This window comes from Halorubellus litoreus, from assembly GCF_055378595.1.
The window spans coordinates 1319081-1345192 of record NZ_AP043836.1; the positions used below are offsets into that span (position 1 = coordinate 1319081).

General features: G+C 66.5%; 27 protein-coding genes, 3 tRNA genes and 1 other RNA gene. 17 read left to right on the forward strand and 14 right to left on the reverse strand.

What is annotated here, in order from left to right; all coding sequences use genetic code 11:
• Nucleotides 1-342: 342 nt before the first annotated feature.
• The 3 genes from ACZ48X_RS10795 to ACZ48X_RS10805 form a co-directional block, all read right to left on the reverse strand.
• Complete coding sequence (locus ACZ48X_RS10795; RefSeq protein ID WP_336351044.1) at nt 343-609, reverse strand: hypothetical protein; 267 nt, start codon at nt 607-609, stop codon at nt 343-345.
• Between the two features lie 2 nt (nt 610-611).
• On the reverse strand, nt 612-1730 hold the full coding sequence (locus ACZ48X_RS10800) for a tyrosine-type recombinase/integrase (RefSeq protein WP_336351045.1): 1119 nt from the start codon (nt 1728-1730) through the stop codon (nt 612-614).
• Between the two features lie 194 nt (nt 1731-1924).
• Nucleotides 1925-1997 (reverse strand) — tRNA-Arg (locus ACZ48X_RS10805).
• Nucleotides 1998-2152: 155 nt separating this feature from the next.
• On the opposite strand from ACZ48X_RS10805, the gene ACZ48X_RS10810 reads away from it, so the two are divergent.
• The 4 genes from ACZ48X_RS10810 (at nt 2153) to ACZ48X_RS10825 (ending at nt 5985) form a co-directional block, all read left to right on the forward strand.
• Nucleotides 2153-2665 carry a hypothetical protein gene (locus ACZ48X_RS10810; protein WP_336351046.1) on the forward strand — a complete coding sequence of 171 codons (513 nt, stop codon included), beginning with the start codon at nt 2153-2155 and terminating at the stop codon, nt 2663-2665.
• Nucleotides 2666-2871: 206 nt separating this feature from the next.
• Nucleotides 2872-4329 (forward strand): single-stranded DNA binding protein, encoded by a 1458-nt coding sequence (locus tag ACZ48X_RS10815; protein ID WP_336351047.1) that lies wholly within the window; start codon nt 2872-2874, stop codon nt 4327-4329.
• 206 nt (nt 4330-4535) lie between these two features.
• Complete coding sequence (locus ACZ48X_RS10820) at nt 4536-4967, forward strand: histone (RefSeq protein WP_336351048.1); 432 nt, start codon at nt 4536-4538, stop codon at nt 4965-4967.
• A 7-nt stretch (nt 4968-4974) separates the two neighbouring features.
• Nucleotides 4975-5985, forward strand: coding sequence for a histone deacetylase family protein (locus ACZ48X_RS10825; RefSeq protein ID WP_336351049.1), 1011 nt, complete (start codon nt 4975-4977; stop codon nt 5983-5985).
• Nucleotides 5986-6055: 70 nt separating this feature from the next.
• On the opposite strand, the gene cca is transcribed toward ACZ48X_RS10825, so the two are convergent.
• The gene (cca, locus tag ACZ48X_RS10830) at nt 6056-7447 is read right to left on the reverse strand and encodes a CCA tRNA nucleotidyltransferase (RefSeq protein WP_336351050.1); all 1392 of its coding nucleotides are present in this window, start codon (nt 7445-7447) and stop codon (nt 6056-6058) included.
• Between the two features lie 151 nt (nt 7448-7598).
• On the opposite strand from cca, the gene ACZ48X_RS10835 reads away from it, so the two are divergent.
• From ACZ48X_RS10835 to ACZ48X_RS10855, 5 genes are all read left to right on the forward strand, one after another.
• Nucleotides 7599-7671, forward strand: a tRNA-Asn gene (locus ACZ48X_RS10835).
• A gap of 167 nt (nt 7672-7838) precedes the next feature.
• Nucleotides 7839-8576: a homing endonuclease associated repeat-containing protein gene (locus tag ACZ48X_RS10840; protein WP_336351051.1), complete on the forward strand. Its 738-nt coding sequence runs from the start codon at nt 7839-7841 to the stop codon at nt 8574-8576.
• Between the two features lie 68 nt (nt 8577-8644).
• Nucleotides 8645-8769: transfer RNA gene (locus ACZ48X_RS10845), tRNA-Ile, on the forward strand.
• Between the two features lie 73 nt (nt 8770-8842).
• A complete protein-coding gene (locus ACZ48X_RS10850) occupies nt 8843-8977 on the forward strand; it encodes a hypothetical protein (RefSeq protein WP_336351052.1) in 135 nt (44 codons plus the stop codon).
• Nucleotides 8978-9044: 67 nt separating this feature from the next.
• Nucleotides 9045-10148 (forward strand): aminopeptidase, encoded by a 1104-nt coding sequence (locus ACZ48X_RS10855; protein WP_336351053.1) that lies wholly within the window; start codon nt 9045-9047, stop codon nt 10146-10148.
• A 24-nt stretch (nt 10149-10172) separates the two neighbouring features.
• Here the strand turns inward: ACZ48X_RS10855 and ACZ48X_RS10860 are convergent, their stop codons facing one another.
• Both ACZ48X_RS10860 and rnpB read right to left on the reverse strand, forming a co-directional pair.
• A complete protein-coding gene (locus ACZ48X_RS10860) occupies nt 10173-10751 on the reverse strand; it encodes a class I SAM-dependent methyltransferase (protein WP_336351054.1) in 579 nt (192 codons plus the stop codon).
• A 648-nt stretch (nt 10752-11399) separates the two neighbouring features.
• Nucleotides 11400-11771, reverse strand: an RNA gene (gene rnpB, locus ACZ48X_RS10865) — RNase P RNA component.
• Between the two features lie 94 nt (nt 11772-11865).
• Between rnpB and ACZ48X_RS10870 the strand changes: the two genes are divergently transcribed.
• Entirely contained in the window at nt 11866-12471 is a 606-nt protein-coding gene (locus tag ACZ48X_RS10870; protein ID WP_336351055.1) for a TIGR00296 family protein, read from the forward strand.
• Nucleotides 12472-12656: 185 nt separating this feature from the next.
• On the opposite strand, the gene ACZ48X_RS10875 is transcribed toward ACZ48X_RS10870, so the two are convergent.
• The 3 genes from ACZ48X_RS10875 to ACZ48X_RS10885 all read right to left on the reverse strand — a co-directional run bounded on the left by ACZ48X_RS10875 (nt 12657) and on the right by ACZ48X_RS10885 (nt 16870).
• Nucleotides 12657-13802 carry a nicotinate phosphoribosyltransferase gene (locus ACZ48X_RS10875; RefSeq protein WP_336351056.1) on the reverse strand — a complete coding sequence of 382 codons (1146 nt, stop codon included), beginning with the start codon at nt 13800-13802 and terminating at the stop codon, nt 12657-12659.
• Entirely contained in the window at nt 13799-15229 is a 1431-nt protein-coding gene (locus ACZ48X_RS10880) for an Hvo_1808 family surface protein (protein ID WP_336351057.1), read from the reverse strand. The genes ACZ48X_RS10875 and ACZ48X_RS10880 overlap by 4 nt, the downstream gene beginning before the upstream one ends.
• Nucleotides 15230-15325: 96 nt before the next feature.
• A complete protein-coding gene (locus ACZ48X_RS10885; protein ID WP_379762489.1) occupies nt 15326-16870 on the reverse strand; it encodes an Hvo_1808 family surface protein in 1545 nt (514 codons plus the stop codon).
• Between ACZ48X_RS10885 and ACZ48X_RS10890 the strand changes: the two genes are divergently transcribed.
• Both ACZ48X_RS10890 and ACZ48X_RS10895 read left to right on the forward strand, forming a co-directional pair.
• Complete coding sequence (locus ACZ48X_RS10890) at nt 16860-16994, forward strand: hypothetical protein (RefSeq protein ID WP_336351059.1); 135 nt, start codon at nt 16860-16862, stop codon at nt 16992-16994. The genes ACZ48X_RS10885 and ACZ48X_RS10890 overlap by 11 nt on opposite strands.
• A gap of 25 nt (nt 16995-17019) precedes the next feature.
• On the forward strand, nt 17020-17589 hold the full coding sequence (locus ACZ48X_RS10895) for a cysteine hydrolase family protein (RefSeq protein ID WP_336351060.1): 570 nt from the start codon (nt 17020-17022) through the stop codon (nt 17587-17589).
• A gap of 33 nt (nt 17590-17622) precedes the next feature.
• Here the strand turns inward: ACZ48X_RS10895 and ACZ48X_RS10900 are convergent, their stop codons facing one another.
• The 5 genes from ACZ48X_RS10900 to ACZ48X_RS10920 all read right to left on the reverse strand — a co-directional run bounded on the left by ACZ48X_RS10900 (nt 17623) and on the right by ACZ48X_RS10920 (nt 21145).
• On the reverse strand, nt 17623-18075 hold the full coding sequence (locus ACZ48X_RS10900) for a DUF5807 family protein (protein ID WP_336351061.1): 453 nt from the start codon (nt 18073-18075) through the stop codon (nt 17623-17625).
• A gap of 552 nt (nt 18076-18627) precedes the next feature.
• The gene (locus tag ACZ48X_RS10905; RefSeq protein ID WP_336351062.1) at nt 18628-19248 is read right to left on the reverse strand and encodes an archaellin/type IV pilin N-terminal domain-containing protein; all 621 of its coding nucleotides are present in this window, start codon (nt 19246-19248) and stop codon (nt 18628-18630) included.
• A gap of 2 nt (nt 19249-19250) precedes the next feature.
• The gene (locus ACZ48X_RS10910) at nt 19251-19835 is read right to left on the reverse strand and encodes an archaellin/type IV pilin N-terminal domain-containing protein (protein WP_336351063.1); all 585 of its coding nucleotides are present in this window, start codon (nt 19833-19835) and stop codon (nt 19251-19253) included.
• Between the two features lie 220 nt (nt 19836-20055).
• Nucleotides 20056-20520: a DUF7500 family protein gene (locus ACZ48X_RS10915; RefSeq protein WP_336351064.1), complete on the reverse strand. Its 465-nt coding sequence runs from the start codon at nt 20518-20520 to the stop codon at nt 20056-20058.
• A 46-nt stretch (nt 20521-20566) separates the two neighbouring features.
• Complete coding sequence (locus ACZ48X_RS10920; protein WP_336351065.1) at nt 20567-21145, reverse strand: archaellin/type IV pilin N-terminal domain-containing protein; 579 nt, start codon at nt 21143-21145, stop codon at nt 20567-20569.
• 392 nt (nt 21146-21537) lie between these two features.
• Between ACZ48X_RS10920 and ACZ48X_RS10925 the strand changes: the two genes are divergently transcribed.
• The 5 genes from ACZ48X_RS10925 (at nt 21538) to ACZ48X_RS10945 (ending at nt 26110) form a co-directional block, all read left to right on the forward strand.
• The gene (locus ACZ48X_RS10925) at nt 21538-22722 is read left to right on the forward strand and encodes a FlaD/FlaE family flagellar protein (protein ID WP_336351066.1); all 1185 of its coding nucleotides are present in this window, start codon (nt 21538-21540) and stop codon (nt 22720-22722) included.
• Between the two features lies 1 nt (nt 22723).
• On the forward strand, nt 22724-23155 hold the full coding sequence (arlF, locus tag ACZ48X_RS10930) for an archaellum stator protein ArlF (RefSeq protein WP_336351067.1): 432 nt from the start codon (nt 22724-22726) through the stop codon (nt 23153-23155).
• A gap of 96 nt (nt 23156-23251) precedes the next feature.
• On the forward strand, nt 23252-23704 hold the full coding sequence (gene arlG, locus ACZ48X_RS10935; protein ID WP_336351068.1) for an archaellum stator protein ArlG: 453 nt from the start codon (nt 23252-23254) through the stop codon (nt 23702-23704).
• Nucleotides 23701-24435 carry an archaellum protein ArlH gene (gene arlH / locus ACZ48X_RS10940; protein ID WP_336351069.1) on the forward strand — a complete coding sequence of 245 codons (735 nt, stop codon included), beginning with the start codon at nt 23701-23703 and terminating at the stop codon, nt 24433-24435. Before arlG ends, arlH begins: the two co-directional genes overlap by 4 nt.
• Before the next feature lie 7 nt (nt 24436-24442).
• Complete coding sequence (locus tag ACZ48X_RS10945; RefSeq protein ID WP_336351070.1) at nt 24443-26110, forward strand: type II/IV secretion system ATPase subunit; 1668 nt, start codon at nt 24443-24445, stop codon at nt 26108-26110.
• The last annotated feature ends 2 nt before the right edge of the window (nt 26111-26112 follow it).

Genomic DNA, 26112 nt, shown 5'->3' on the forward strand with positions numbered 1-26112 from the left:
CGCTGTTGAGGTCGGGGAGAACAGCGGAGAGAGATGCACCTGTAGAACCCACACAGAAGTCCTGTAGCGGCCCGTGCTGGCTTTCCTGTGTTTCCGTGGGTCTTCCTACGTTTGGCCGCTGAAACGCAGTACGAGAGCCGTCCGTGGCTGTACGAGGGTCGGGGACACAGTCTATCTGTGTCTCGGTACAGTAAGCGAATATGCCGAATTGAGTATAAAACGAGACTCGAATATAACCGGCGTACCGCCTGGATTGGAGGGTTTCACTCTGGTTCGGGTGACAGGACGTATGGAAGGTCGCCGGGTTCTCGCGGATGCCCACCAGAAGGGAGAGGAGCCGAGTTACAGGTCCTTGATGAACGGCCGTCTGAGTTGCATTTTCCCGTTCTCGTTGAGGGGTTCGACGTTGTCCATCAACGACCTCCACTCACCCTTGCTGAAGGACACCCAATTGTCCATCTTGCCGTCCTTGTCGATTCGCCATACAGTTTCGGCCAGCACCTGTGATTCAATCTCACGTTCTTCCTCGCGCGAGGTGGTGTTCGCGTACTCCTCGATGAGTTTGAGCAAGCGGTTCTCGTTGATGTCCGGGTGGTTGTTGTCGTCCATGATTATCCCATGCGGTCGAGTGCATCGCGGCGGTCTTCGGGTGGTGCGTTGTCGTATCGAGCAGTCGTGCGAACGGACTTATGCCGTAACTGCGCGCGGGCTGCAGCCAGGCCGTCCTCGCGGGCCATATAAGTGCCAACACTATGACGTATCATATACCAAGACACTTTTCGGTTCTCCGTGGGGATGCCGGTGATCTCGAACAGTTGCTTGAGAACTTGGCGGAGCGAGTTCGTCTGATACGGGTTCTCGAAGCGCGTCAGCCACAGGGCATCGGTGTCCGCGTAGTCGTCGTACTGTTCTCGTTCGGTGAGCCAGCGGTCGAGTGCGTTCGCGGTACGTTCCTGCAGGCTTACAGTCCAGTTGCCGTCGTTCTTGGAACTCTCCTCGCGCGGAATCCGGAGAACTGCGTTGTCGACGTCCACCCAGGTCGTGCGTGCGCGCTCAACCTCCACAGGTCGAAGGCCCGCGTCGAGGCTCGTCCAAACGAGACTGGGGAACTTCCAACTGTTCGCGCGCTCCCAGTCCGCAGGCGTGACGTCGCGCTTGTGCTTGCTGAGTCGCTGGGCGAGGTACGCCTTCCACTTGGACCGCTCCTCGGGGCTGAGGTTGTCGTAGCTCGGGATTGAACCATACTCCAGGGCCGCCTGACGTATCCGACTCCGTTCCTCGCGCGTCAGGTAGTCCCGTGGCTCGCCCGTTCCGGACGGTTCCGTGAACACGATCTCCGGCTCCCAGAGTTCGCCACCGCGCTCGTGGTGTTGCCACTTGAACAGGCGCTTGATAGAACTCTGCGTGTTGTTCCGCGAGTAGTTCCCGTCGTCTCTTCGGGCGAGTTCCCGCATGTACGCATCCGCGTGTTCGTGCGTGATGTCGGTCGTGTAGCCGTCGAACTCGTTCCAGACCCAGCGATAGAACGCGTCGAGGCGCTGGGCGGTGTTCTTCGTGGTCGCGGTCGCGTATCCCTCGGCGTGGCTGGGATTCTTGCCGAATACCAGCAGCCACTCCAGCAGGTTCTCACGGTGGTCTTGGTAGTCGAGTTGTTGGCGTTCTCCGAGTTCCGCGCGCGACGGTTCGGGAACGAGGATGATGCCCTCGATGGTGGAGTGATTCTCGCTCATGCGCGCACCCTGGTAGTTGGCTTGCGCTCGGAGATCGATAGACGGCGTCGGGGGTTGTGCCTGGTATGACACGTTCCCGAAACCGCCAGACGGCGGGCTGGTCGGTGTTCGTTGTTACGTGGGTTGGCTTGCGACATGACTTTTTCTCAGTTCATGCCACAGCCGAAAACTGCGGTACGGGCGTACGCCCGTTACGTCCGGACGGAGATTTGAACTCCGGTCCCTGGCTCCGCAAGCCAAGAGGATAGTCCACTACCCTACCCGGACTCATCTCTACGTTTCGCGGTGGTACACAAGAGGGTTACGATGTTGGTGGGGTGGAATCGCGGGGCGGCGCGTGGGGGCTGCTAGCGCGGGGGCTGGCTGAAAGTGATTTTTCACCGTGGGAAAGGGCTTTGAAAACAGGGGGCTTTTGGTGGGATATGAAGCGACGTACGCTGTTGAAACGGGCGAGTGCGGTGACTGGTTCCCTCGCTGTTGCGGGGTGTCTGAGTGACGGTACGGGGAGCGGTGACGGGTCGACGACCGACGAGGACGATGGTGAGTCGACGACCGAGCAGCCGACGGAGACGGAGGCGTCGACGACCGAGCAGCCGATGTCGCTCGGTGATCGGTCGGTTGAGACCGTGAAGACTGGGTGTGGGAGCGAGAATTCAGCGACGGTGTCGTTCACGGATAGTGGTGCGTCGGTCGAGGGGAAGATTCCGACGAGTGATCCGTGCCACGAGGCGGCGTTCGTCGACATCGAGCTGAAGGACGGCGCGTTGACGGTGACGATGAAGGCGGTGGAGACGGACGTGGATTCGTGCCAGCAGTGCCTCGGGATGGTCGAGTACTCGGCGGGTGTCGGGACGGAGAACGGCGTGCCGAAGTCGGTGACGGTCAAGCACGAGGCGCAGGGCGAGACGACGGTCGTCGCCGACGCGACGCGCTGACGGTCGACACTGACGCGACGCGGTAACGGTCGGCGACGGGGCGGTCGCGGCGCGGTCGCTGCCGCGGGCCGAGGGTTCTTGTAGCGGTCCGCGTAAGGGTCGTCGATGCCGAGTATTCGCCGACGACGACCGCCGCGGACTGCGGTCGCCGAAACGACGAGAGGACAACGCTTAAGCGGCGGCCAACCCTGCGAAACCGTACGATTATGGGCGCGATAGAGGACGTCTACGAGGACCTCGAGACAGACGTCTCCATCGAGGAGTTCCGGGAGGCGGTGGAGGCGAAGGTCGAGCAGATGGGTGGCCTCGCCGACGAGGAGTCCGCGGCGATGCTCGTCGCGCACGAACTCGAGGACGGCGAAGTCGAGGGTGTGAGTGACGTCGAACCGGGAATGGAGGAGGTGAAGTTCGTCGCGAAGGTGACGTCGGTCGGCGAGAAGCGCGCGTTCGAGCGCGACGGCGACGACCAGCCGGACGGCCGCGTCATCAACGTCGAGGTGGCGGACGAGACGGGGAGCGTCCGGCTCGCGTTCTGGGACGAGAAAGCGGATGCGGCCGAGGAGGAGCTCGAGGTCGGTGACGTCCTCAAGGTTGGTGGGCGACCGAAGGAGGGCTACAACGGCGTGGAGGTGAACGTCGACGACGTCGAGCCGGCGCCGGATACGGACGTGAACGTCGACGTCTCCGGCGAGAGCACGATCGACGGCCTCTCGCTCGGGTTGTCGGACGTGAACGTGAAGGGCAAAGTGCTGGATACGGAGTCGGTGCGGACGTTCGACCGCGACGACGGGAGCGAGGGGAAGGTCGCGAACCTCGTGCTCGGCGACGAGACCGGGCGCGTTCGCGTGACGATGTGGGACGGGCAAGCGGAGACCGTGAACGAGGTCGCGGCGGGTGACAGCGTCGAGGTCGTGGACGGGTACACGCGCGAGCGCGACGGCGACCTCGAGCTGCACGTCGGCGAGCGCGGCGCCATCGAGGAGCTCGACGAGGAGATCGCGTACGAGCCGGAGTCGGTCCCGATCGCGGAGCTGGAGCTCGATACGACCGTGGACATCGCGGGCGTGGTGCGGTCCTCGGACCCGAAGCGGACGTTCGACCGCGACGACGGGAGCGAAGGCCAGGTGCGGAACGTGCGCGTGCAGGACGACTCGGGCGACATCCGCGTGGCGCTCTGGGGCGACAAGGCGGATTACGACATCGGACCCGGCGACCGCGTGGCGTTCGCGGACGTGGAGATACAGGACGGCTGGCAGGACGACCTCGAAGCGTCGGCCGGCTGGCGGTCCTCGGTGACGGTACTCGACGGGAACGCGACGAGCGCGGCCGCCGACGCTGACGGCGCGAGCGACGAGGAGGCGACCGGACTGGACGCGTTCGCGGACGACGGCGACGCGAGTGCGGGCGACTCGACGGACGACGCGGGCGAGACGGCGACGGCGGACGACGCCGGTGGTGGCGCGGTCGCCGCCCAGCGGTCCCGCGAGGACGGCGAGCGCGTGGAATTCACGGGTACCGTCGTCCAGGCCGGGAATCCCGTGGTGCTCGACGACGGCGAGGAGACGATGAGCGTCGACACGGACGCGGACGTCCACCTCGGCCAGGAGGTCACGGTCCGCGGTGACCTCGTAGACGGTCGCGTCGACGCCGACGACGTCGTCTGACCGGTTCGGAGACCTCGTCTGCCGCGGGCCGCGGTGTCGCCTGACCCGTTCGACGGCGTCGTCTGACCGCAGTCGGCAGCGTCGTGGTCGCAGACCCGTCGATCTGACAGCATCCGTAACGTGTCGAGCGTCCGCGAAGCGCGTTCTCCGCCGACCTCGTTACGTCTACGGAAAATACTAAGGCGTGGCCGACCCCGGAGTTGTGTATGAGCGTCGAGTTGCCGTTCGCGCCGGTGGATACAATCATTCGACGGAACGCAGGCGATCTCCGCGTGAGCGCTGGTGCCGCCGAGGAGCTGGCGCGACGCATCCAGGAGCACGGTGCCGACCTCGCCGTGGACGCCGCCGACGTCGCCACCGAGGACGGCCGGAAGACGCTGATGGCGTCGGACTTCGGCGTGACAGCCGACCTCGACGGCGACGACCTCGAACTCCCGATCGCGCCCGTGGACCGCATCGCGCGCATCGACATCGGGAACTCGTATCGCGTGTCGATGGACGCCCGTATCGCGCTCGCGGACATCCTCGAGGATTACGCGGACAACGTCGCGAGCGCGGCGGCGACGCTCGCGCGACACGCGGACCGACGTACCGTGAAGGCTGAAGACATCGAGACGTACTTCGCGCTCTTCGAGTGACCTCCAGATGAACTTCGGTTACAGCGAGACGTGCCTCGACCACGACACCGGACCGCGGCATCCGGAGACGCCGGACCGCTTGCGTGCGATCCGCGAGGGCTTGAAGCGCAAGCACGGCGTCGCGTACGTCGAACCCGACCCCGCGGCGCTCTCGGCGGTCGAGCGCGTGCACGACGCCGACTACGTCCAGGAGCTCCGCGAGTTCTGCGCGGACGGCGGCGGTGACTGGGACCCGGACACGGTCGCGGTCGCGGAATCCTGGGACGCGATCATGCAGAGCGCGGGAATCGCGCAGTGGGTCGCCGAGAGCGCGCTCGACGGCGACCAGGGCCGCGAGACGCCGTTCTCGCTCGGGCGGCCACCCGGGCATCACGCCGTCGAGGACGACGCGATGGGGTTCTGTTTCGTGAACAACGTCGCGGTCGCCGCGGACTACGCACTCCACGAGCGCGACGTCGACCGCGTCGCCATCGTCGACTGGGACGTCCATCACGGGAACGGCACGCAGGACATCTGGTACGACGACGACCGCGTGTTCTTCGCGAGCCTCCAGGAGTCCGGGCTCTACCCGGGGACGGGCGACGTGGACGAGATCGGTGAGGGCGACGGCGAGGGCACGACGCTGAACCTCCCACTGCCGGCGGGGGCCGGCGACGCCGACTACGCCGCCGCTATCGCGGACGTCGTCGCACCCGCTATCGAACGCTACGACCCCGGCCTCCTCCTGATATCGGCGGGGTTCGACGCGCACCGCCACGACCCCATCTCGCGGATGCGCGTCTCCACCGAAGGGTACGCCATCATGACCGACCGGCTTCGCGCGCTCGCCGACGCCGTCGACGCCCCCATCGGGTTCGTGCTCGAAGGCGGCTACGGCCTCGACGTGCTCGCGGAAGGCGTGGCGATGGTCCACGAGACGTTCGACGGCCGCGACCCCATCCCGACCGACGAGGACGTCGACGACGACGTCCGCGACCTCCTCGACGACGCCCGCGAGATCCACGCGCTCGACGACTGACTTGGCGACCGCTCCGGGCGGTAGCGGGCGGCGAGAAACGGCGTCCTGGCGGACGCCGTATGCTCGGTGATCACGGTGCAGGGTCGAAGTACCGCGCGAGTTCCACACCGAAGTCGTCCGCGAGCGCTGCGACCGCGTCGCCCGCGAGCACGTCGTAGTCCTCCGCGAGCGCAGTCTCGACGTGCGTTCCGAGGCGGACGTCGAACACGGCGTCGCTCTCGAGGAGCGCCACGGCGGTCGTGAACTCGCGGTCGCGTTCGACGACGTACCGGTCGTCGTCGACGAACGGCCCGTACGCGTCCTCGTCGCTCGCGTACGTCTCGTAGAACCCCGTCGCGTGCGCGTCGACGTGCACCGGCGGGCCGTCGTGGCGCGTCACCGCCGGGCGCTCGGCGACCTCGAGCTCCGCGAACAGCGCTGCCGCGTCGCGGTCGTCGGTCGCGAACGCCGCCGACCGCAGCACGTCGAACCCGCGGCGGTCCAGTTCGTCGACGATACCGTCGAGCGACCGGCGGAGCTGCGGCCACAGCTGGTCGTCGACCAGGTCCGGTGGCGCGAACGCGAGCGCGACCGGCGTCGTCCCGCGGCGCGCGACGTGCTCGCGGACCGCCGCCTCGTCGAGCGGCTCCGGGTCGCGCGGCCGGAACCGGTCGACGGTCGGCTCGTCGAGGAGCGCTCGCGCGTGATGCTGGAGGCGCGCGACGTTCCGCGTCGAACACACCGCCGCGACGTTCCGCTCCGGGTCCGTCGGGTCGACGACGACGAGCGCGTCGTCGAACGACGCCGCCGCGTGCCCCTCCGGGTCGAACTCCACCGGCGGCTGCCAACCAGCGGCCGCCTCGACGAACTCGCGGAACCCACCGTACTCGAGGACCAGCAACTCGGTGACGTACCCCGAGAACCCGCGCGTCTTCAGGTCGCTCCCGTACACGCCGATACCCTTCAAGAACTGCTTCGTGACGCGGACGTCCGCAGCCAGGTCGTCGTCGAGTCGGCTCTCCAGGTACTCGTTGTGGAACGGCGTCCGGTCCACCGCCGACCGAATGTCAGCGGCCGACTCGACGCGATAACACGGCACGCAATCCACGTCGAACCCCTCGTACTCCCCTTTGACGTACGGATGCTCCGCGTACTCCTCGCGTCCGTCGGGGAGGACCGCGTGCCCGACCTCGAGGCCCCACGCCTCCAGGTCCTCGCGGTCCACGTCCGGCGGGAACCGCACGAAGAGGTCCACGTCGCGGTCCCCCGCGATCCACGTCCCGCGCGCCGTCGACCCCACCTGCATCACGTCCGCCGCCGGACACAGCTCCACGACCGCCGCCTCCGCACGCGCCGCGAGCTCGCCCGCCACCTCACGCATCCGCGCCCACTCCGCGTCGTCCGGGTCCACCCACTCGCGGACCTCACCCACCACCCGCTCGAACGCGTCGTCACCCTCGCCGGCGTCGGCCTCGTCGCTCATACCACACCACTCACCGCCTCGAACGGAAAACCCATCGAAACCACCACAGCCAGCCACGCCAGCGCGCCCAAACCACACGACACACCCCCACACGCCCGACGGCGAAACGAAAGCCCTATACAGCGACCCGCGTCAACACAGTAATGCAGAAGCCGTCGTAGCTCAGATGGTAGAGCACCACGCTGTTAACGTGGTTGTCCCAGGTTCGAGTCCTGGCGACGGCGCTCCTCCCACACCAACCACCCCATAGCCGCCGGACTCTCACCCTCGCAGCACTCTCAACGCGGCACCCGTGGTCTGTCGAAGCAACCGACGCGCAGGGAGGCACCAAGCGAACCAATATGTTATTAATATGGTAGTTTTATGATGGTTCAGTGCGTGAATTCGTTCGATGGGGGAGTTTTACGGAAACCAACACACCGGAGCGACGGACGATGGAGATTACGCGGACCTGCAGGAGGCCGTGCTGGCGTATGCTGCCGAGAATGGCGAAGCGCCGACGACCGAGGAGGCGGCGAACGACGACCGATTCCCGTCGCTCAATACGATAGACAAGCGACTCGATAGGGGCTGGAACGACCTGCTCGAAGATGTGGGACTGGAACGTGGACAGCCAGAGGCGTACGGACCCGAGGAGACGGCGGAGATGTTACAGGACCTCCGTGCGGTCCAGCAGGCGGTCGAGAGCGACCACCTGACGTCACGTCAGTACGCCGAGCGGGGTGCATACGGTGACGATACCATCAAAGAGCGGTTCGGGTCGTGGCGCGAGGCGTGCGAACGTGCGGACGTCGACGCCGGCAAGCGGTACGGCGTCTCGTGCGAGGGACCGCAGGGAGCGACGCTCGACAGCCGACTGGAGCTGGCTGTCGCGACCGCGTTGCACGAACGAGACGTCGTGTACGAGGTTCATCCCGAAGTCCCGGAGACGAACTGGACGAGTGACCTCTACCTGCCGGAGGTCGACCTCTGGGTCGAGGTGAACGGGTTCGCTGCGGGTGAGCGTCCGAACGAGGCGGATTTCGAGCGGAAACTCGACCACTACGAGCGGGAGGGCCTGGATTGCGTCGTCGTCGAGGGGGCGGAGGAACTGGTCACCGAGATTCGTGCACGCCGGGCCGGGCAGTGATTGATTAGACGACGTTGCGGTGCGTATCCGGCAGACTCAAGAGGGTCTGTCTGCAAAACGCCGACAGAGGGCCCTTAGCTCAGTCTGGTTCACAGCACCCGGCTCATATCAGTTTGCTGACACAAACGCGGCGCCGTGGGTGTCACGACTGTGGGACACCGGGCGATCGGTGGTTCAAATCCGCCAGGGCCCATCCGTTTCGTTCTCGCGGTCGCTCGCGCGTCGAGTCGTGAGACTCTTTGTCGTGGACTGGATAGGGGGGTTCGATGAGCGACTACTACGTGATGGTGGGTTCGCGTGAGGTGGAGGGCCCGTTCGAGGATCGGAAGTCGGCGAAGCGGCGTGCTGACGAGTTGAACATGAACGAGGTGGGGACGAACTATACGGTGCGTAAGCAGTAGGCGGGTTCGTGTGGTGTGGGACGGTGGATGCGGGTTGGTTTTGTGGGTGGCGGTCGGTGGTCGTGGTATGGATTCGCGAGTTCGCGAGCATGCGGAGGTACTGGTCGAGTGGAGTGCGCGCGTCGAGGAGGGCGACGACGTGGTGGTGTCGGTGAGTGAGGGGGCGCACGAGTTGGCGGTGGCGGTGGCGGAGGCGTTGGGGGAGCGTGGGGCGAACGTGGTGACGTTGTATTCGTCGGCGGAGGCGAGTCGGGCGTATCTGCGGGCGCATCCTGGGGAGTTCGAAGTGGGTGAGCACGAGTTGGCGCTCGTGGAGAACGCCGATGTCGGGCTGCGGTTGGGTGCGAGTCGGAACGCGAGTGCGTCGGTGGACGTGGACGCTGGGACGCGGGCGGCGAAGTCGAAGGCGGACGAGCCCGTCAGGGAGGCGTGGATGGACTTGGATTACGTGTCGACGCTGCATCCGACGCGGGCGCTCGCGCAGCAGGCGGAGATGTCGTACGAGGCGTATCAGGACTTCGTGTACGACGCCATCCTCCGGGATTGGGAGGCGCTGGCCGAGGAGATGGCGGGGATGAAGGAGATCCTGGACGACGGGTCGGAGGTGCGGCTCGTCGTCGGTGACCACACGGATATCTCGATGTCCGTCGAGGGGCGGACGGCGGTGAACTCGGCGGCGAGCGTGGCGTATAATTCGAGCAACCTCCCGAGTGGGGAGGTGTTCACGGCGCCGTACGACACGGAGGGCGAGGTGTCGTTCGACGTGCCGATGACGTTCCGCGGGAAGCAGGTGCGGGACGTCCACCTCGTCTTCGAGGATGGCGAGGTCGTCGACTATTCGGCGGGCGTGAACGAGGACGTCCTCGGGGACATCCTCGACACGGACGAGGGCGCGCGCCGCCTCGGCGAGCTCGGTATCGGGATGAATCCGGGTATCGACCGGTTCACGGACAACATCCTGTTCGACGAGAAGATGCGGGATACGGTCCACATGGCGGTCGGTCGTGCGTACGACGCGAACCTCCCGGAGGGCGAGTCGGGGAACGAGTCGGCGGTACACGTGGATATGATAACGGACGTGAGCGAGGACTCGCGCATGGAGGTCGATGGCGAGGTCGTCCAGCGTAACGGCGTGTTCCGGTGGGAGGACGGCTTCGACGAGGCGGCGTGACGGGGTCGGGCTGATTGCGACCGCTCAGTCGGTTCGTTTGGCGGTGAGTTCGAGCCAGCGGTCGCCGCTTCCGTCGACGGTGACGGTGTCGTAGTCGGCGTCGCGGGCGAGTGCGCGAAGGTCGTCGGGCGTGTAGCGTTCGAAGTGGCGGTCGCCGTCGGCGTGGCGGTCGGTACCCTGGCGTTTGAGCGTCGCGACGAGCGTGCCGGGGGCGTCGAGGACGCGGTGGAACTCTTCGAGTGTGTTGGGGGCGTCGCTGCGGGGGACGTGGAGGAGGCTGGCGCTCGCCCAGATGCCGTCGAACGCGTTCGATTTGAAGGGGAGGGTTCGCATGTCGCCGCGGACGAAGGGTGCGTCGACGGCGTCGGTGGCGCGGTCGAGGAAGGCGGCGGTGAGGTCGAAGCCGACGACGTCGTAGTCGTGCTCGCGGAAGGTGGCGGTGTCGGTGCCGGGGCCGCAGCCGACGTCGAGGATGCGGTCGCCGGGGAACGTCGGGTCGACGTCGTCCCAGAAGCGCGCGGCGATGGATTCGGTCTCGTACTTGTCGACGAACGCGTCGCTGTCGGCCTCGTACGCCCGGGCCGTCTGGGCGAGTTCGTCCATGCAGACTGGTTTTCGGTAGACTGACAGGTATCTTTCGGTGGGGCGACGAGTCGGGCCATGCGACCGCGACCGCACCGCATCACAGCCTCGCCCTCCCCAGCCGACTCGGCGCGACCACCGGTCGCGCCTCGTCCCTCGCGCAGTATCGACGCGACGCGGCTCACCGGCGTTCGCCGCGTCGCGACACCGCGCGCCAGCCGGTGGTCGAACGGTCGATTCGCCACCGACCGGCCGCGAGCAGCGCGCGCAGGACTGCGCGCGTGCTGCGAGCAGGGGAAGGGCAGGCGCGGTGCGGTCGCGGACGCGGTGGCGGTGCTGCGCGCTGCCGCCGGTGCAGCGGGCAGGAACCGAGGAACCGAACACGCCCTCGCCACCACAGCGAGGTTTACACGAGACGTAAACCTTGGCGGTGCGTTCGGGCGCAGTCACCTCCTGGGGCCGCTGCCGGCACGCTGTCGCGGTTCCGGCGGCGTCGCGGTCGCGGCTGCGACGCTGCGCGGTCGCTGTACCGATGCGGTCGACGCTCGACCACACGAACCACCGTTCGCTGGTCGCGGGCACGTTCACTTTTCCATCAACGTTTTGCGAGCGACGGCCGCGACCCGCGCGGAGCGCGAGTTGCACAGCCGTCGCTCGACGAACGGTTGTGGTTGAGAGGAGTAAGCCCCCTTCTGTTCGGCCCGGCATTCGGCTGAGCGTCCACATCCGCGTCCGGGCTACCTTGTGGTGTGGACTTGCACCGGCGAGGATTCGCCGTTCCATCCGTTCGCACCGGTCTCGGCTCGGCGGGTTAGCTCCCTCCCCTCACGGGTCGGTTCGCACGCTCACGGCTCGCGCCGTTCGCGCCGAGCGGTGACTCGCGTCACCGCTCGCGCCTCATCGCTCGCGGTACGGGGTGTCGTTTCTGTTCCAGCGCCAGCGGTCTCCCGCTCTGGACTTGCGTCCAGTCGCCTGCCCGGACGGTGGGGGGACTTTCCTCGCTCGCCCCGGAGGGGCAGCGGTGGCCGGGCTCTCTCTACCGACTCGACGTAGACCACTGGCGTGGTTAACTCCTGCGGTGACCGGTCGAGTCGAAACGAAAGCGTTCAAGAGCGTTCCTCCCGGTAATACGTGTATGTCGAAGGCGACAACCGCCAGTTTCTCGTACGATGACGGTGCACGAGCGGTCGAACTCGCTCGTGAGGCCGTCGAGTCGTTCGTCGTCAACGGGCAGCGCGAACAACCGGGGAGTATGCGTGACGCCTTCTACGAGCGAACTGGCGCGTTCGTCCGCCTGGAATCCACTCGCGGCCGCGGGAGCCTCCGTGGGTGCGCGGGCGGCTACGAGAGCGACGAACGCGTCGGGCACGTCATCGTGGACGCCGCCATCAAGGCGGCGAGCGAGGACTCGTGTGGCTCCGAGATCACGCCCTCCGAGCTCGACAACCTCACCGTCTCGCTGTGCTACGTGAACAACGTCGTCCTCACGGACGACCCGGTCGCGGACATCGAGATCGGGCGCCACGGCGCGGCGATCGATACCGGCACCGAGTCCGGGTGGCTGTACCCGACCGTCCCCCTCGAGCACGGCTGGAGCGCCGAGGAGTACCTCGCGCGCGTCTGCCGGAAGGCCGGCCTGGCGCCGAACGCGTACGAACGCGAGGACGTCATGGTGACGCTGTTCGACGGGCAAGTGTTCCGCGAGCGCGAACCCAACGGGAGCGTTCAGGAACTCCGCTAGCGACCTCGACGCACCGCGAGCTGGTTCTGGAGCGAGATTTGAAGTACGGAGCCGCGGCGACGGTCGGCGTGCCCGACGCGTGGGTGCGTCGACGTCCAGGCGGGAGTGCGACTCGCGTCGACGCCACCGCTAGCAACGAGTCGCCTGCTCGCCCCCTGACTGCAGCAATCGCTACGAGCGACGCGTCAGTAGTCGACGCGGCGGGCGTCGGCGAGACAGCGGTCGGTCGCGTCCGCGAGGTCGAACTCGCGGACGAGTTCGCCGTCCTTGAGAAGTGGTTCCAGCAGCGGCGTGCCGTCCGTGGGGCCGGGTCGGTCGGCGAGCCCGACGTGATGCGCGCCGTCCGCGGTGCGGTACACCTGTTTGACGCCGCCGAGCTTCCCGCGTTTCGCGACCGGGTCGCCGTCCACCGCGACGATGTCGAGCGCGAAGTCCACGGGGTTCGCGTCCGTGATGGCGCTCCCGACGCCGAACCCGTCCACGACGCGCCGGAGGTCGCGTAGCTCCTCGGGGCCGAGGCCGCCGGAGACGAAGACGTCGACGTCCTCGTGGCCGCGTACGTCGAGCGCCCACTGGACCTCGCGGACGATGTGCTCGAAGTCGCCGCGGCGACTGCCCGTGGTGTCGAGGCGGACGCCGTCGAGGTCGTCGCCGAGCGCGTCGACCGCACGCAGCACCTCGTCCTTCTCGTCGGTGAACGTGTCACAGAGCGCGACCCGTGGAACGTCCGCGGGCGCCGCGTCGTCGAACGCGCGCCACGCAGCCTCCTGGTTCCCGCGCCCGAAGCACAACATGAGGGCGTGGGGCATCGTCCCGCTCGCCTCCCGGCCGAGGACGTCGCCCGCGGCGACGTGACTGAACCCGTCCAGGCCCGCCAGGAGCGCGCTCCGTTCGACGACCGCCGCGATACTCGGGTGCACGTGGCGTGCACCGAAGCTCAGGACGTTCGAGTCGGGCGCCGCCCGGCGCGCGTGCAGCGCCGCGGACGCGAACCCGCTCGCGTGCGACAGGTACCCGAGGAGCGACGTCTCCAGGCGTGCGAACTCGAGGTAGTCGCCCGCGATACGCATCACGGGCCCGCCGTCGAACGCGCGGCCTTCGCGGAGTGCGTGCACGTCGAGGTCGCGTCCTTCGAGGAGCGCCGCCGCGTCTTTCACGCCCGCGAACACCTCGAACTCGCCGTCCGGGAACTGGTCCGCCGTCACCTCCGCGACCACGTGCGGGTTCCGGCCAGCACCTTCGAGTGCTTCGACCGTCCGGTCGAAGTACGCGTCCGTCGCCCGCCCCGACAGCACCGCATCGTCGGGAATCGTGTCGAACGTCTCGCTCATACGCCGGCTTCGAGCGGCCCGCCGAAAAGCGAGTCGGTCCCGGCGCGCGCGACTGCCCGATCGCGGCGTTCGTGCACGCCGTCGAGTGCCCGATTCCGCGGTTCGTGCACGCCGTCGAGTGCGTCGACGGTCGGCGCGTTCACGACGAGGACGGTGTCGCCAGTGCGGACGACGCGGAACGCGTCCGCGAACGCGCCCTCGCGAACGACGAACACGCCGTCACCTCGAGCGGTCGCGTCCTTCGACGCGAGGAGGTCGCGGTACGCGTCCGCGAACTCGCGAGCGTCCGCGTCGCTGTCCCACGTCGTCCGCCAAACGTAGCCGTACGCGCCGTCGTTCTCGTACGCGACCAGCTGGTCGCCACCCCACCCCGCCGTGACGGGGTGGTCGTACGTGAACCGCGACAACGGGTCGTCGTTGCTCGCGTAGTGGTCGTTCGGTATCTGGCCGTTGTACCAGAACATCGCGTACGCGGTCGCCTCGCCGACGACCTGCGGGCTTCCGACAGGGTTCCAGTCCGCGTTCGACCGGTCTTCGACGTCGACCTCGTCGGGGCGTTCGTCGGGATATGCCTCGGGGTGGATGACCTGTTCGGTGCTCTCGGGTTGCGCTTCGAACACGGCGTCGACGGCGTCCCAGCCGCCGCGTTCGTGGATCGCCGCGACGAACGTCGACCCTTCCGCGTACGGGACGAACGTCGACGCGAACAACCCGCGGTTGTACTCCGCGGGCGCCCCACCGCCGCTCTCGGGCACGTCGACGCAGTCGTACGTCCCGTTCGCGCACCGCTGCTCGTACAGGTACTCGACGTAGTTCGCATCACCCTCGACGATACCGCGGCCGGCGAGCGTCGCGTCACGCGTTCGACCGTCCACGCGCAGCGTCAACTGCTGGTCCTGGAGTGCGTGCTCGAGTTCGTGCACGAGCGTCGCCCGCGAGATACCGAGGTCCGCGCCGCTCCCGATGACGACGATCCGGCCGTTCGTGTAGTACCCCTGGACGGCGGACCCGTACAGTTCGTCGAACGCCGCTGCAACGCCCGCGTCCTCGCCGACGACGAACGTCGCCTCCCAGAGCTGCTCCTCGGTCGGTGACCCCTCGGGGTCGTCGCTCCCGCCCGAGCGGTACTCCTCGCGAGAGAGGACTCGCACTTCGACGTCCTCGGTGAACTCGTGGCCGCGGATGCGCTCGATGCGCGCCATCATGCGCGCACTCACCACCTCGAGTTCCGCCTTCGACAGGCCGTCGCTCGCGGTGACGGCGACCGAGTCGTTCCACCAGTAGCCGTCCTCCCAGCCGAGGACGTCCTCGCTCGGGTCCGGGCGGTTCGACTCGGGTTCATCGATGCCGCCGACGTCGAGGAACGCCGAACAGCCGGTGAGCGCGAGGACGGTGACGAGCGCGACAGCGACGAGGACTCGACGCATCACGTGCACTTGGCGGCGACGGTGTAAAAGGAGTGTTGCGAGCGGTCGCGGTCGGTCGCGCGTTCACGCGGGACTCGACCGCCTCGCGAACCGACCTCAGGCGAGGACCGCGACGGCGTTCGTCGACGCGGTCGCGTTCGTCGACCCGGACGCGTACTCGGGTTTGAGGGCGTCGACCGCGTCGACGTCCGGCCCGTTCACGACGACGACGCGCTTCCCGTCGATGACGACGCGGAACGCGTCGGCGTACGCGCCACTCGGCACGCGCCACGTGTTCTCGTCGACCTGTTCCGCGCCGAGACCACTCAGGAGTTCGAGGTACGCCGCCCGGAACTGTTCGGCGTCCCGCTCGGTGTCCCACTCGGTCACCCACACGTACCCGTCCTCGTCGCTGTTCGGGGACGTGTACGGGTACACGCGGTCGCCCGCCCAGCCGTCCGACGGCGGGGCGCTGTAGTTGTAGCGGTCGAACTCGCCCTCGGCGCTGAGGAGCGCACGCCAGTCGACGATGTCCTGGCCGAGACCACCGGCGCGCTCGGGGTACGACGCGTACCAGAACATCGAGTAGATCGACACCTCGCCGACGGTATCGTACCCGTCGACGCCCTGGCCGGGGAACGTCTCCCAGCCGTCGGTCGCGGTGTTCTCGTACTCGATGGTCGCGGGCTGCTCCGCCTCGTCCGGCGTCCGTGCGTGGATGACCGTCTCCGTCGACGCGGGCGGGTTCCGGATGACCTCGTCGACGAGGTCCCAGCCACCGGCTTGCTTCAGGCGGTCGATGTAGTTCGGGCCGTCCGCGTAGGGATTGAAGATGGTGACGTAGATTCCGAAGTTGAACTCGCCACCGCCACCGCCGGAGGACGGCGTGGCGACGCAGTCCCACGTGCCGTTGATGCAGTAGTCCTCGTACACGTACTCGACGTAGTTCGCGTCACCTTCGATGACGCCGTCACCCGCGAGGTTCCCGTCCTGGGTCGGCGCGGCGTACTTCGCTTGCGTGAGGTCGAAGTACTGGTCCTGGAGGGCGTGCTGGAGTTCGTGTACGAGCGTCGCGTTACTGATGACTGGCGTGTCGGGGTTGTCGGAGATGATGACGATGGCGTCCTCGCTCGGACTGTAGTAGCCGCCGACGCCCGAGGAGTAGAACTGCGATATCTGGTCGGTGACGTTCTTCTCTTCGCTGGAGATGAACAGTGCCTCCCAGACCTGATTGTTCCAGTCGGACTGCACTTTCGGCGTCCCGGAGTTACTGGACTGGTTCGCGTACTCGCTGCGCGGGATGACGTCCACGGGGACGCGTTCCTTGAACTCCTTGTTCCGGATGACTTCGACGCGCGCCATCGCGCGGGAGACGAACACCTCGATCTCTTCGTCGGTGAGGCCGTCGGACTGGTCGACGTCGATGGATTCGTTCGCCCACACGCCGTCCTCCCACCCGATGACGTCCTCGCTCGGGTCGGGGGGTGCGTCGTCGCTATCGTCGGTGGTCGTCGTGGTTGGCGGGGTACTGGTCGTCTCGGGGACTGTGGTCGCTTCGGTCGCGCCGCCGGTCGTCGTTCCGGGGCCAGCTGGGGCGTTACAGCCGGCGAGGACGACCGCGAGGACCACGAGGACGGTTGCCAGTCGCTTCATGGCTATCATCGGGGGCTACGAATTAAAGAAACGCCCGGTCGAAGCGACCCGGGTGCTGGTGGCCGACCGTGGCGTCGTCGTGTCCGACGCGACTCGTCGGGTCGTGGTCGACGAGGTGGAGCCGAAGGATTAGGAGGGCGGCGAGCCGACGTTCACGTATGCACGCAGATTCGGATTCCGCAGCGCTCGTCGTGGTGGACATGCAGAACGGGTTCTGTCATCCGGACGGAAGCCTGTACGCACCCGGGAGCGAGGACGCCGTCGACCCGGTCGCCGAACTCGTCGACCGCGCGCACGACGCCGGCGTTCGCGTGGTGTTCACGCGCGACGTCCACCCGCCCGAGCAGTTCGCGGACGCGCACTACTACGACGAGTTCGAGCAGTGGGGCGAGCACGTCCTCGAGGGCTCCTGGGACGCCCAAGTCGTCGACGAACTCGACGTCCACGACGACGACCACGTCGTCGAGAAGCACACGTACGACGCGTTCCACGACACCGAACTCGACGGCTGGTTGTCGGCGCGCGGCATCGACGACCTCCTGTTCTGTGGGACCTTGGCGAACGTCTGCGTCCTCCATACCGCGGGGTCCGCGGGCCTCCGAGATTACCGGCCCGTCATGGTCGAGGACGCCATCGGCGCGATAGAAGCCGACCACAAGGAGTACGCGCTCGAGCACGCCGACTGGCTGTTCGGCGAGGTCGTCGACAGCAGCGACGTCACGTTCTGAGCCGCGTTCGCGTGGCGAACGACCAGAAGTCCGTCAGTCGTCGGCGGCGAGCCACTTGTCCGAGTACGACGTCCCGCACGCGCAGTGGGCGTACGCGTGCACGACGTCGCCTTCGGTGTAGAGGCCGTCGAACTCCTCCTCGTCCTTCTCGTCCTCGCTGAACGCGAACACGAACTCGACGACGTGCTCGACGTCGGGGTCGTCCTCGGCGTCCGGGCACTCGCCGGTCGTGAGGTCGTGCTCGATCGGGCTCTCGGTCCCCATCGCGCCCTGCGCGAAGTTCATCGCGTCCATCCCCGTGGCGGCGTGGAACGCGTTCCGGCCGCTCTCGCCGTCGACGACGATGACGATACCGTCGGCGGTGCGGACGCCGTACTTCTCCAGGCGCCCGAGGTCGTCCACGTAGTCGTCCGCGAGGTAGATCGCCACGTCGTCCGGTCGGTCACCGGCGAGGAACGCCTCCCGGCGCGCGCTGACGTCGGTCATGGAACGTACTCGACGGTCGAGGCTGAAAAACTCCGCGTGTTCCCCGCGCTCGCACTGGGAGACGCCGCCGCGGAGCGACTGGCGTCGAGACCGCGAACCGTCGCTGTCGAGCGTAGCGTCGAAAGAAAACCGCGAGGTGGGCCGTGGTCGCGTCGTCACGCGACCGTGGCCCGCGCGTTGGGTGAACTGTGAGCCGGCTCGTTGCGGGCCGACTCGGGTTGCCTACCGATGTGGGATACGCCGAAGCGTATGGTCGTTCGCGATTCCTCGATCGTTCGTGCGTACCGGACCGACGTGGCGTGAGCCTCCTGGGTTCACGCCGCGTCACGTGCGTGCGTGACGGCGTCGGTGTGTCGTGCCTCGAACTGGGTTCGCCACTATCATTCCGTTGTTCGGATGGCGAGTCCACGAGCGCATCCGGCCGGCGCCAGACGCGCTGCCAGCGGCGCACACATCCTGCCGCGTGCCACCGGCGCATCCCCGGCGTCAACGCCGGAGCGGGATGCGCCCGGGGACGAGCTCACCCGGCCGATACCGGGTCGAAGGTGTGCGTCAGACCGCGACCGTGGTCTCGTCGCTGATCGTGTTCGGGACGTTCACACCGTAGATCGTCGACGCACCGGACTGGTCGACGAACGTGACCGTCGCCTCCTCGCCCTCCTGGAGTTCCGCGAGCTGGTTGTTCATCGTATTCAGGTCGATACGGACGACCCGCCGGTCGGAGCTGCTGTCGAGGACGACGGACGCGCCGTCCGGACCGTCGTGCAGCGGGTTGTTGATGTCCGTGTCGTTGATCTCGTAGACGGCGAACGTCCTCGCGCCCGCAGCGGTGTCGTTGGCGAACGTCAGCGTCTTCGAGACCTCGTCGGTCTTGAGTTGCACCGTCGCCGCCGAGAGGTCGATGTCGCCCGACCCCGAGGACTTCATGACCGTGAAGTTCAGCGAGGAGACGTTCCCGCTGTCGATGTGCCCGGATGCGCTCACGACCGTGAGCTGGTTGGAGACCTGGGCTTGCGAGTCCTGCCCCGTGTCGGAGGCCGTGGACTCGAGCAGGCCTGCCGTGTTGATGAGCACGCCGGCTGCGACCGCGGCGACCAGCACCATCGCGATGAAGATGATCAGGGTGCCGATGCCGACTTGACCGCGTTCGTTGGTATCGATTGCATCGAACATTGTTACACGCTCACGTACTCTTCACCGCTGATGGTGTCTGGGACGTTGACGCCGTAGATCGTCGACGCACCGGACTGGTCGACGAACGTGACGGTTGCTTCGCCACCTTCGCTGAGTCCGGATTCGATCGTCTGGGCGCTGACGGTCACGATGAACCGCTCGTCCGTGTCGTCGAGGACGTTGTCACCGTCGCCCGTGAGTTCCGTCGTGTTGAACTGGACGGCGTTGGCGTCCCCGCTCGTGAAGTTGAGCGTCTGGGACGCGGCGTCGGACTGGTAGTTCACCGTGAGGTTCTCCAGGTCGATGTTGCTGGACCCGGCGGACTTCTTGATGGTGAAGTTGAGCCGTTCGACGGTGCCGTCGGTGTCGTTGTCGTGCCCGATGGCGCTGATCACGTCGACTTGGTTGGAGACTTGTGCTTGCGAGTCCGACCCCGTGTCGGAGGCGGTTGACTCGAGCAGTCCGGCGGTGTTGATGAGTACGCCGGCTGCGACCGCGGCGACCAGCACCATGGCAATGAAGATGATCAGGGTGCCGATGCCGACCTGACCGCGGGTATCGTCGTTCGTAGGGTTTTCCACTATCATTCTTTGTCGTGTGGGGATGCGCCCCGAATAGTGCATGCATCCGGGTTACTATCAAGGGGTGTATCAGTTCGGTCGCCGTTTCGGCGCGCGACTCAGGTCTCGAAACGAGACCCAGAACGGCTCCCGTATATCGTTGCCTGCGTGTGGTTCGTGTGATTTCGTTCGAACGAACGCAACCGCTAACAAGTTAGAAAACCTACCAGAAAGTATCAGGGAACGCTCAGAAGTCTAGCTCGGAGGCTGCCCGCAACACCGCGAGCGTCTCCGCAGGATCTGCGTCCGAATCGAGCTGGAGCGCGTACCAGCGTAGCATCTCGGTGAACACCTCCCGAATGTCGTTCGACGTTACCCGACGTCTCGAAACACCGGCCTCGGTTTTGACGGCCAAATCGACTCCGAACCCAGCGGACGACTGCGCTAATGCATCGGTAGGCGACGGCGACCCGTCGGTCACCACCTGACCCCCATCGGAGCGGGTCTGGCGTGCTCGCCCACCACTCGCCGACGACCCAGTCCCGCCAGTAGAGACGAGGTAGCGGTCGTCGTCGAGCTGCCGAACGTGCTCGTCGTCGTCGAGCGCGAGCTCGTCGGGCGACAGCACGCCCCCGGACCGCTCCGAGGACCTGCCGTCGCTGCGAGCGCGTTCGGGCGTCGTGTCGTTCGTGTCGGGTTCGTTCGTGGTCATACGTTGTTTTCTATCGTGTGCCCGCGAGGGACACCGCCGGCGGTCATCAGACTTTCACGTACTCTTCGTCGCTGATCGTCTGCGGGACGTTCACTCCGTATAGTGACTTCGCTCCGGACGCAGTGACGATCGTGATCATTGCCTTCTCACCGGGTTGTAGACCAGTGCCGCCTTCGAGGTCGGCGTCGGTGACGTCTATACGCAATACGATACGGTCGTCTCGGCTGGTCAGGACCTTCGAATCTGAGGTGTTATCCGTGTTCCACAGCGTCACCGCTGAATCCGTGGACTTCAGACTCTTCGCTGCGTTGTCCGAGATGTACTCGAACGACGCTTTCTCCAGGTCCATGTCGCCGGCACCAGCTGCCTTCATCAACGTCAGATTCAGGTGCGAGACGGTTTTAGCCGACGTGTCGACTTCACCGACCGCGCTGACGACGATGATGTGATTGGAGACCTGTGCTTGCGAGTCCTGACTGGTATCAGACGCCTTCGCTTCGAGCATCCCCGCCGTGTTGATGAGGACACCTGCCGCGACGGCTGCGACCAAGACCATCGCTATGAAGATGATCAGGGTCCCGATACCGACTTGACCGCGTCTGTCGTGTGCTTCGGGTACGTGCATCGGTAGTTCACCATCCGTGAACGAACGTACCCGACTCAGGTGCGGCCTCGCGTGAGGACGCACTGTCCCCGACTCGGCCGTCCGTCGGCCGCAGGGCCGGACTGCTCGCTGGTCGTCCGCTGACGACCGGGAGCGGCCACGAGCCCCGCGCCGGGGCGAGTCGGGAAGGTTCATCACGAGATACGGGGGGAGTGCCCCCGAGTACGTGAACGCGAGTTCGGTTATTCAAGACGTGTATGCCCTCGTTGGCCGATTCGAGTCTCGACTCACGCCTCGAAACGCGGAGCGAGGGTGTGCGCGCTTCTTTAGTCATCTGTACGGTACTGACAGGTGGCGTATCCGGTATCGCTCGGGCAGACTCGCTCGAATCACGACCACGAATCACACCACAGATGGGACTTCGAGACGTCCTCGCCGACTTCCTGAGTTCGGAGGGGAGCCAAGACCGCGCTGGCCGCGACGACGCCAGCGGTGGCTCCGACTCCGACTCGATCGACGCGCAGGGGAGCGAGGACGCGTCGGGTCCGCCCGAGTCCAGTTTCGACGTCGAGCTCGAGGAACTCGACCAGGAGGAGCAAGTCGAGGCGCTCGAAGGACGCCTCGACGAGATGGAAGGCAGCATGCAGCAGAACCAGTCCGAGCTGGAGACCATCAAGGGCTCCCAGCAGGACGTCGCCGAGCAACTGAACGAGGTGAACGACACCGTCCGCCAGCTGCTCGGAATCTACGACCAGTTGACCGCGGACGTGAATCCGTTCATGGAAGGACCGACGCGCGACGCCGACCCGGACGCGGACGGGTTCGGTGTCGTCGGCGGCGAGGAACCGGATCCGGACGGCGAGGTCGTGGAGGCGGTCGTCGACGGCGCGGACGCCGACGACGAGGAAGGCGAGGAAGACGACGCGGAGGCGGAGGCGGAGGCGACGGAAGACGACGCGGCGACGGTCGGCCTGGACGACCTCCGCGCGGAGTACGACGAGGCCGGCGACGAGGAGGCGGCGGCCGACGAGGAGGCGGCTGCGGCGTCGGACGACGGCGGGACCGTCGCCGTCGAGGAGGACGCGGCGGCTGCCGGGGCGAGACAGGACGATGAACCAGTCGATAACGAGATCGAGGTCGAACCGACGACGGCCGAGGAATCGATGAGTCAACACGACCCGGAACCGACGAGTCAACGCAGTCAGCTCGACGACGCTCGACGCGACGCCAGCACGTGGCGCGACGACGGCGATTCGCGGGAGCACGAGGGCGGCCGGTCGGCCGACGCGGTCGCGCTCGCCGGGCTCGCGGACACGTACGCGACGGAGATAATCGTCTTCGAGTGGTTGACGAGTCTCGTGTCGACGGCGGGGCCGGCGGCGACGCTCCGCGCGGTCGCGTACTACGAGGAGATCGGGTGGATCAGTCCACGAGTCAAGGCGTACCTGGAGTCCGTCATCTCGGGGCCGGACCTCGACATGAACGTCGACCCGAGCCGCGACCCGAACGAACTCACCGCGGAGGATCACGCAGAGAGCTACGAGTACATCATGAAGCTGGACGCGGTCCAGCGGACCATCGACGACACGGGGTTATAGGATGGGTTTCAGTACGAGCGGGTCGATGGCGGTCCTGTTCGTCGGCGTCCTGATAGCGATCAGTACCGCGTACCCGATGATGAGTACCGCGAACGAGCGCGTGCAGACCGCGGTCGACGACCGCGGCGACCGCGGGCTCTCCCAGCGGAACTCCGACATCGACCTGGGGAACGTGACGTACAACGCGACGACGGACACGCTCGTGGTGCGCGTGAACAACACGGGGTCGCGGACGCTGTCCGTGGCGGACACGGACGTGCTCGTCGACGGCGCGTACCGGCAGGGGTACGCGACGAGCGTCGACGGCGACGGCTCGCGCACCATCTGGGTGCCCGGCGAGACGCTGCGCATCGAGGTGTCGACGTCGACGCGACCGGATCGCGTGAAGGTCGTCACCGAGTTCGGGATCGCCGAAACGGAGACCGACATATGAATACGCATAGCACGGACGGTCGAACGAGTTCGCTGGGACGGGGCCAGGACGGCGAGGCGTCATCGAGCGCGACCGTCGACGGCGGAGGTGGTCGCGATGGCGAGTAGCTCCGTCTCCAGTCTCATCCTGTTCATCGCGGCGATGATCATCGCGGCGAGCGTCGCCGGGACGATGGTGACGAACGTCGCGGAGGTGAGTAACGCGATAGACACGCGGAGCGTCGACGCCGAGCAACGCATCGACACCGAGATAGAGATCATCTCCGACCCGGGGTCGAGCGCGGTGTACGACGACCCGAACGCGACGGTGTCCGTCCTCGTGAAGAACACGGGCTCGAACACGCTCCCGGACGAACCCGGGAAGATCGACGTCCTCGTCGACGGCCAGTACGTCCCCGCGAGCGACCAGGGACTGACCGTCCTCGACGGGTCGAGCTGGCGGCCGGGAACGGTGCTACGTCTCGAGGTCGACGAGTCGCTGTCGCCGGGCGAGCACCGCGTCGTACTCGTAATCAACGGCGACCGGGAGGTGTTCACCTTCTACGTATGAAGGTGAACGGTCACTACTCGCTCGGCCTGGAGGACACCGACCGCGTGAATCACGCCGTCGGCGGCGGCATCCCCGAAGGCAGCCTCGTGCTCATCGAGGGCGTCGACGGCGCCGGGAAGTCCGTGTGGACCCAGCGGATGTGTTACGGGATGGCCGAGGAGGACACGTACATCGCGTACGTGTCCACGGAGCTGACGGCCGCGGACTTCATGCAGCAGATGCACTCGCTGTCGTACGACATCGTCGAACACATGCTCTCCGGGCAGGTGCTGTTCCTGCACGCGGACGTGGACACGCACCGCGGCGGCGACCGCCGCGAACTCCTGTCGAAGCTCACGGAACCGAGCACGCTCTGGCAGGGCGACGTCATCGTCGTCGACGCGTTCAGTGCGTTCCTCCGGAACGACCCGCGGTTCGACGCGATCGCCGCGCACGGCGACGAGGACCACGAGATGGAGAGCGTCCTCACGTTCCTGCAGGGCATGACGAGCCGCGGGAAGACGGTCGTCCTGACCGCGGACCCGGAGGCGACGACCGAGCGCGCGCTGCGCCCGATCCGGAGCACCGCGGACGTCTTCATGCAGATCGAGACGGAGGAGGTCGGACAGGAGATCCGGCGGAACGTTCGCGTCCGCCGGTTCTCGAACATGAAGCAGCCAGTTGACGACGGGATCGCGTTCAACGTCCAGCAGGGGCGTGGACTGACCATCGTGAACCGGACGATCGCCTAACACACCTATGTCAGAACACGGCACGCAGCGGATGACGACGCAGTTGCGCGAGCACGCCGACGACTACCCGCACCTCCAGAATCACCTGGCGGAGTTCCACGCGGAGTTCGGCGAGTACCCGCTGTTCGTCGAGAACGTCGGCGACTACGAGGCGGACCGACCGAACGTCTGCTATCGCATCAGTGACGAGGTGTTCGTGCAGGTGTACGGCGACCTCGGCGTGAGTACGACGTACTACTGTATCGAACCGCAACTCGACGAACAGCAGCGCGAGGTGTACGCGCAGGCGCGCCAACGCATCCTCGACCGGAGCGTCTCGCGGCCGGCGCCGAACGACGACGACGAGTTCGAGGCGCACCTGGATGCACTCCTCGACGAGGTGGTGTCGGTCGGTGGCGCCATCGGGTCGCTCTCCGGTGGGCTCGGCGGGTCCGTCACGGTCGACCAGCGCACGTACGAAGCGCTCCGATACCACCTCCAGCGCGACATCGTCGGCCTCGGCCCGCTCAACCCCGTGATGCAGGACCCGCAGAACGAGGACATCCACGTCATCGGGCCGCACCAGTGCAACATCGACCACGGGACGTTCGGGATGGTGGAGACGAACGTCGACTTCGGGGACCCGGACGCGTTCAACACGTGGCTGCGGAACATGGGCGAACGGATGGACTCGCCCATCTCGGACTCGAACCCGATCGTGGACTCGACGCTCCCGGACGGGTCGCGTATCAACATCATCTACTCCGACGACGTCTCCGTGAAGGGCCCGTCGCTCACCATCCGCCAGGGCGACGACATCCCGCTGTCGATATTCCAGATCACGAAGTGGGGGACGCTGTCCCCCGAACTGTCGGCGTACCTCTGGCTCTGCCTGGAGAACGAGCAGACGGTGTTCGTCGTCGGCGAGACCGCCTCGGGGAAGACGACGACGCTGAACGCGAGCCTGTCGTTCATCCCGCAGGACTCGAAGATATACACCGCGGAGGACACCGCCGAGGTCATCCCACCCCACGACACGTGGCAGCAACTCCTCACCAGGGAGGGCCAGGGCGAGGACGAGTCGAGCGACGTCGACATGTTCGACCTGGTCGCGGCCGCACTCCGGTCGCGCCCGGACTACATCATCGTCGGAGAGGTTCGTGGTGCGGAAGGCCAGATGGCGTTCCAGGCCGCCCAGACGGGCCACCCCGTGATGCTCACGTTCCACGCGTCGGATATCGTCTCGATGATCCAGCGGTTCACGGGCGCCCCGATCAACGTCCCGGAGACGTTCATGGACAACTGCGACGTCGCGCTCTTCCAGAACCGCGTGAAGCAAGGCGACGACGTCCTCCGCCGAGTCACCTCGGTGCAGGAGATCGAGGGATACTCCGATTACGAGGACGGCGTCATCACGCGCCAGGCGTTCAACTGGGATCCGCGCGAGGACAACGTCGAGTTCACGGGGCGGAACAACTCGTACGTCCTCGAGGAGCAGATCGCGACGCTACTCGGGTACAACGACACGCGGAAGATATACGACGAACTCGACCGGCGCGCGGAGATCATCCGCCAACTCATCGACGCGGACGTCCTCGGGTATCACGAGGTCAACGACGCCATCGAGGGCTACCAGCGGGACGGCATGGAGGGCCTCCCGATAGACATCACTGGATTGCAGAGCGTGACGATGTAACA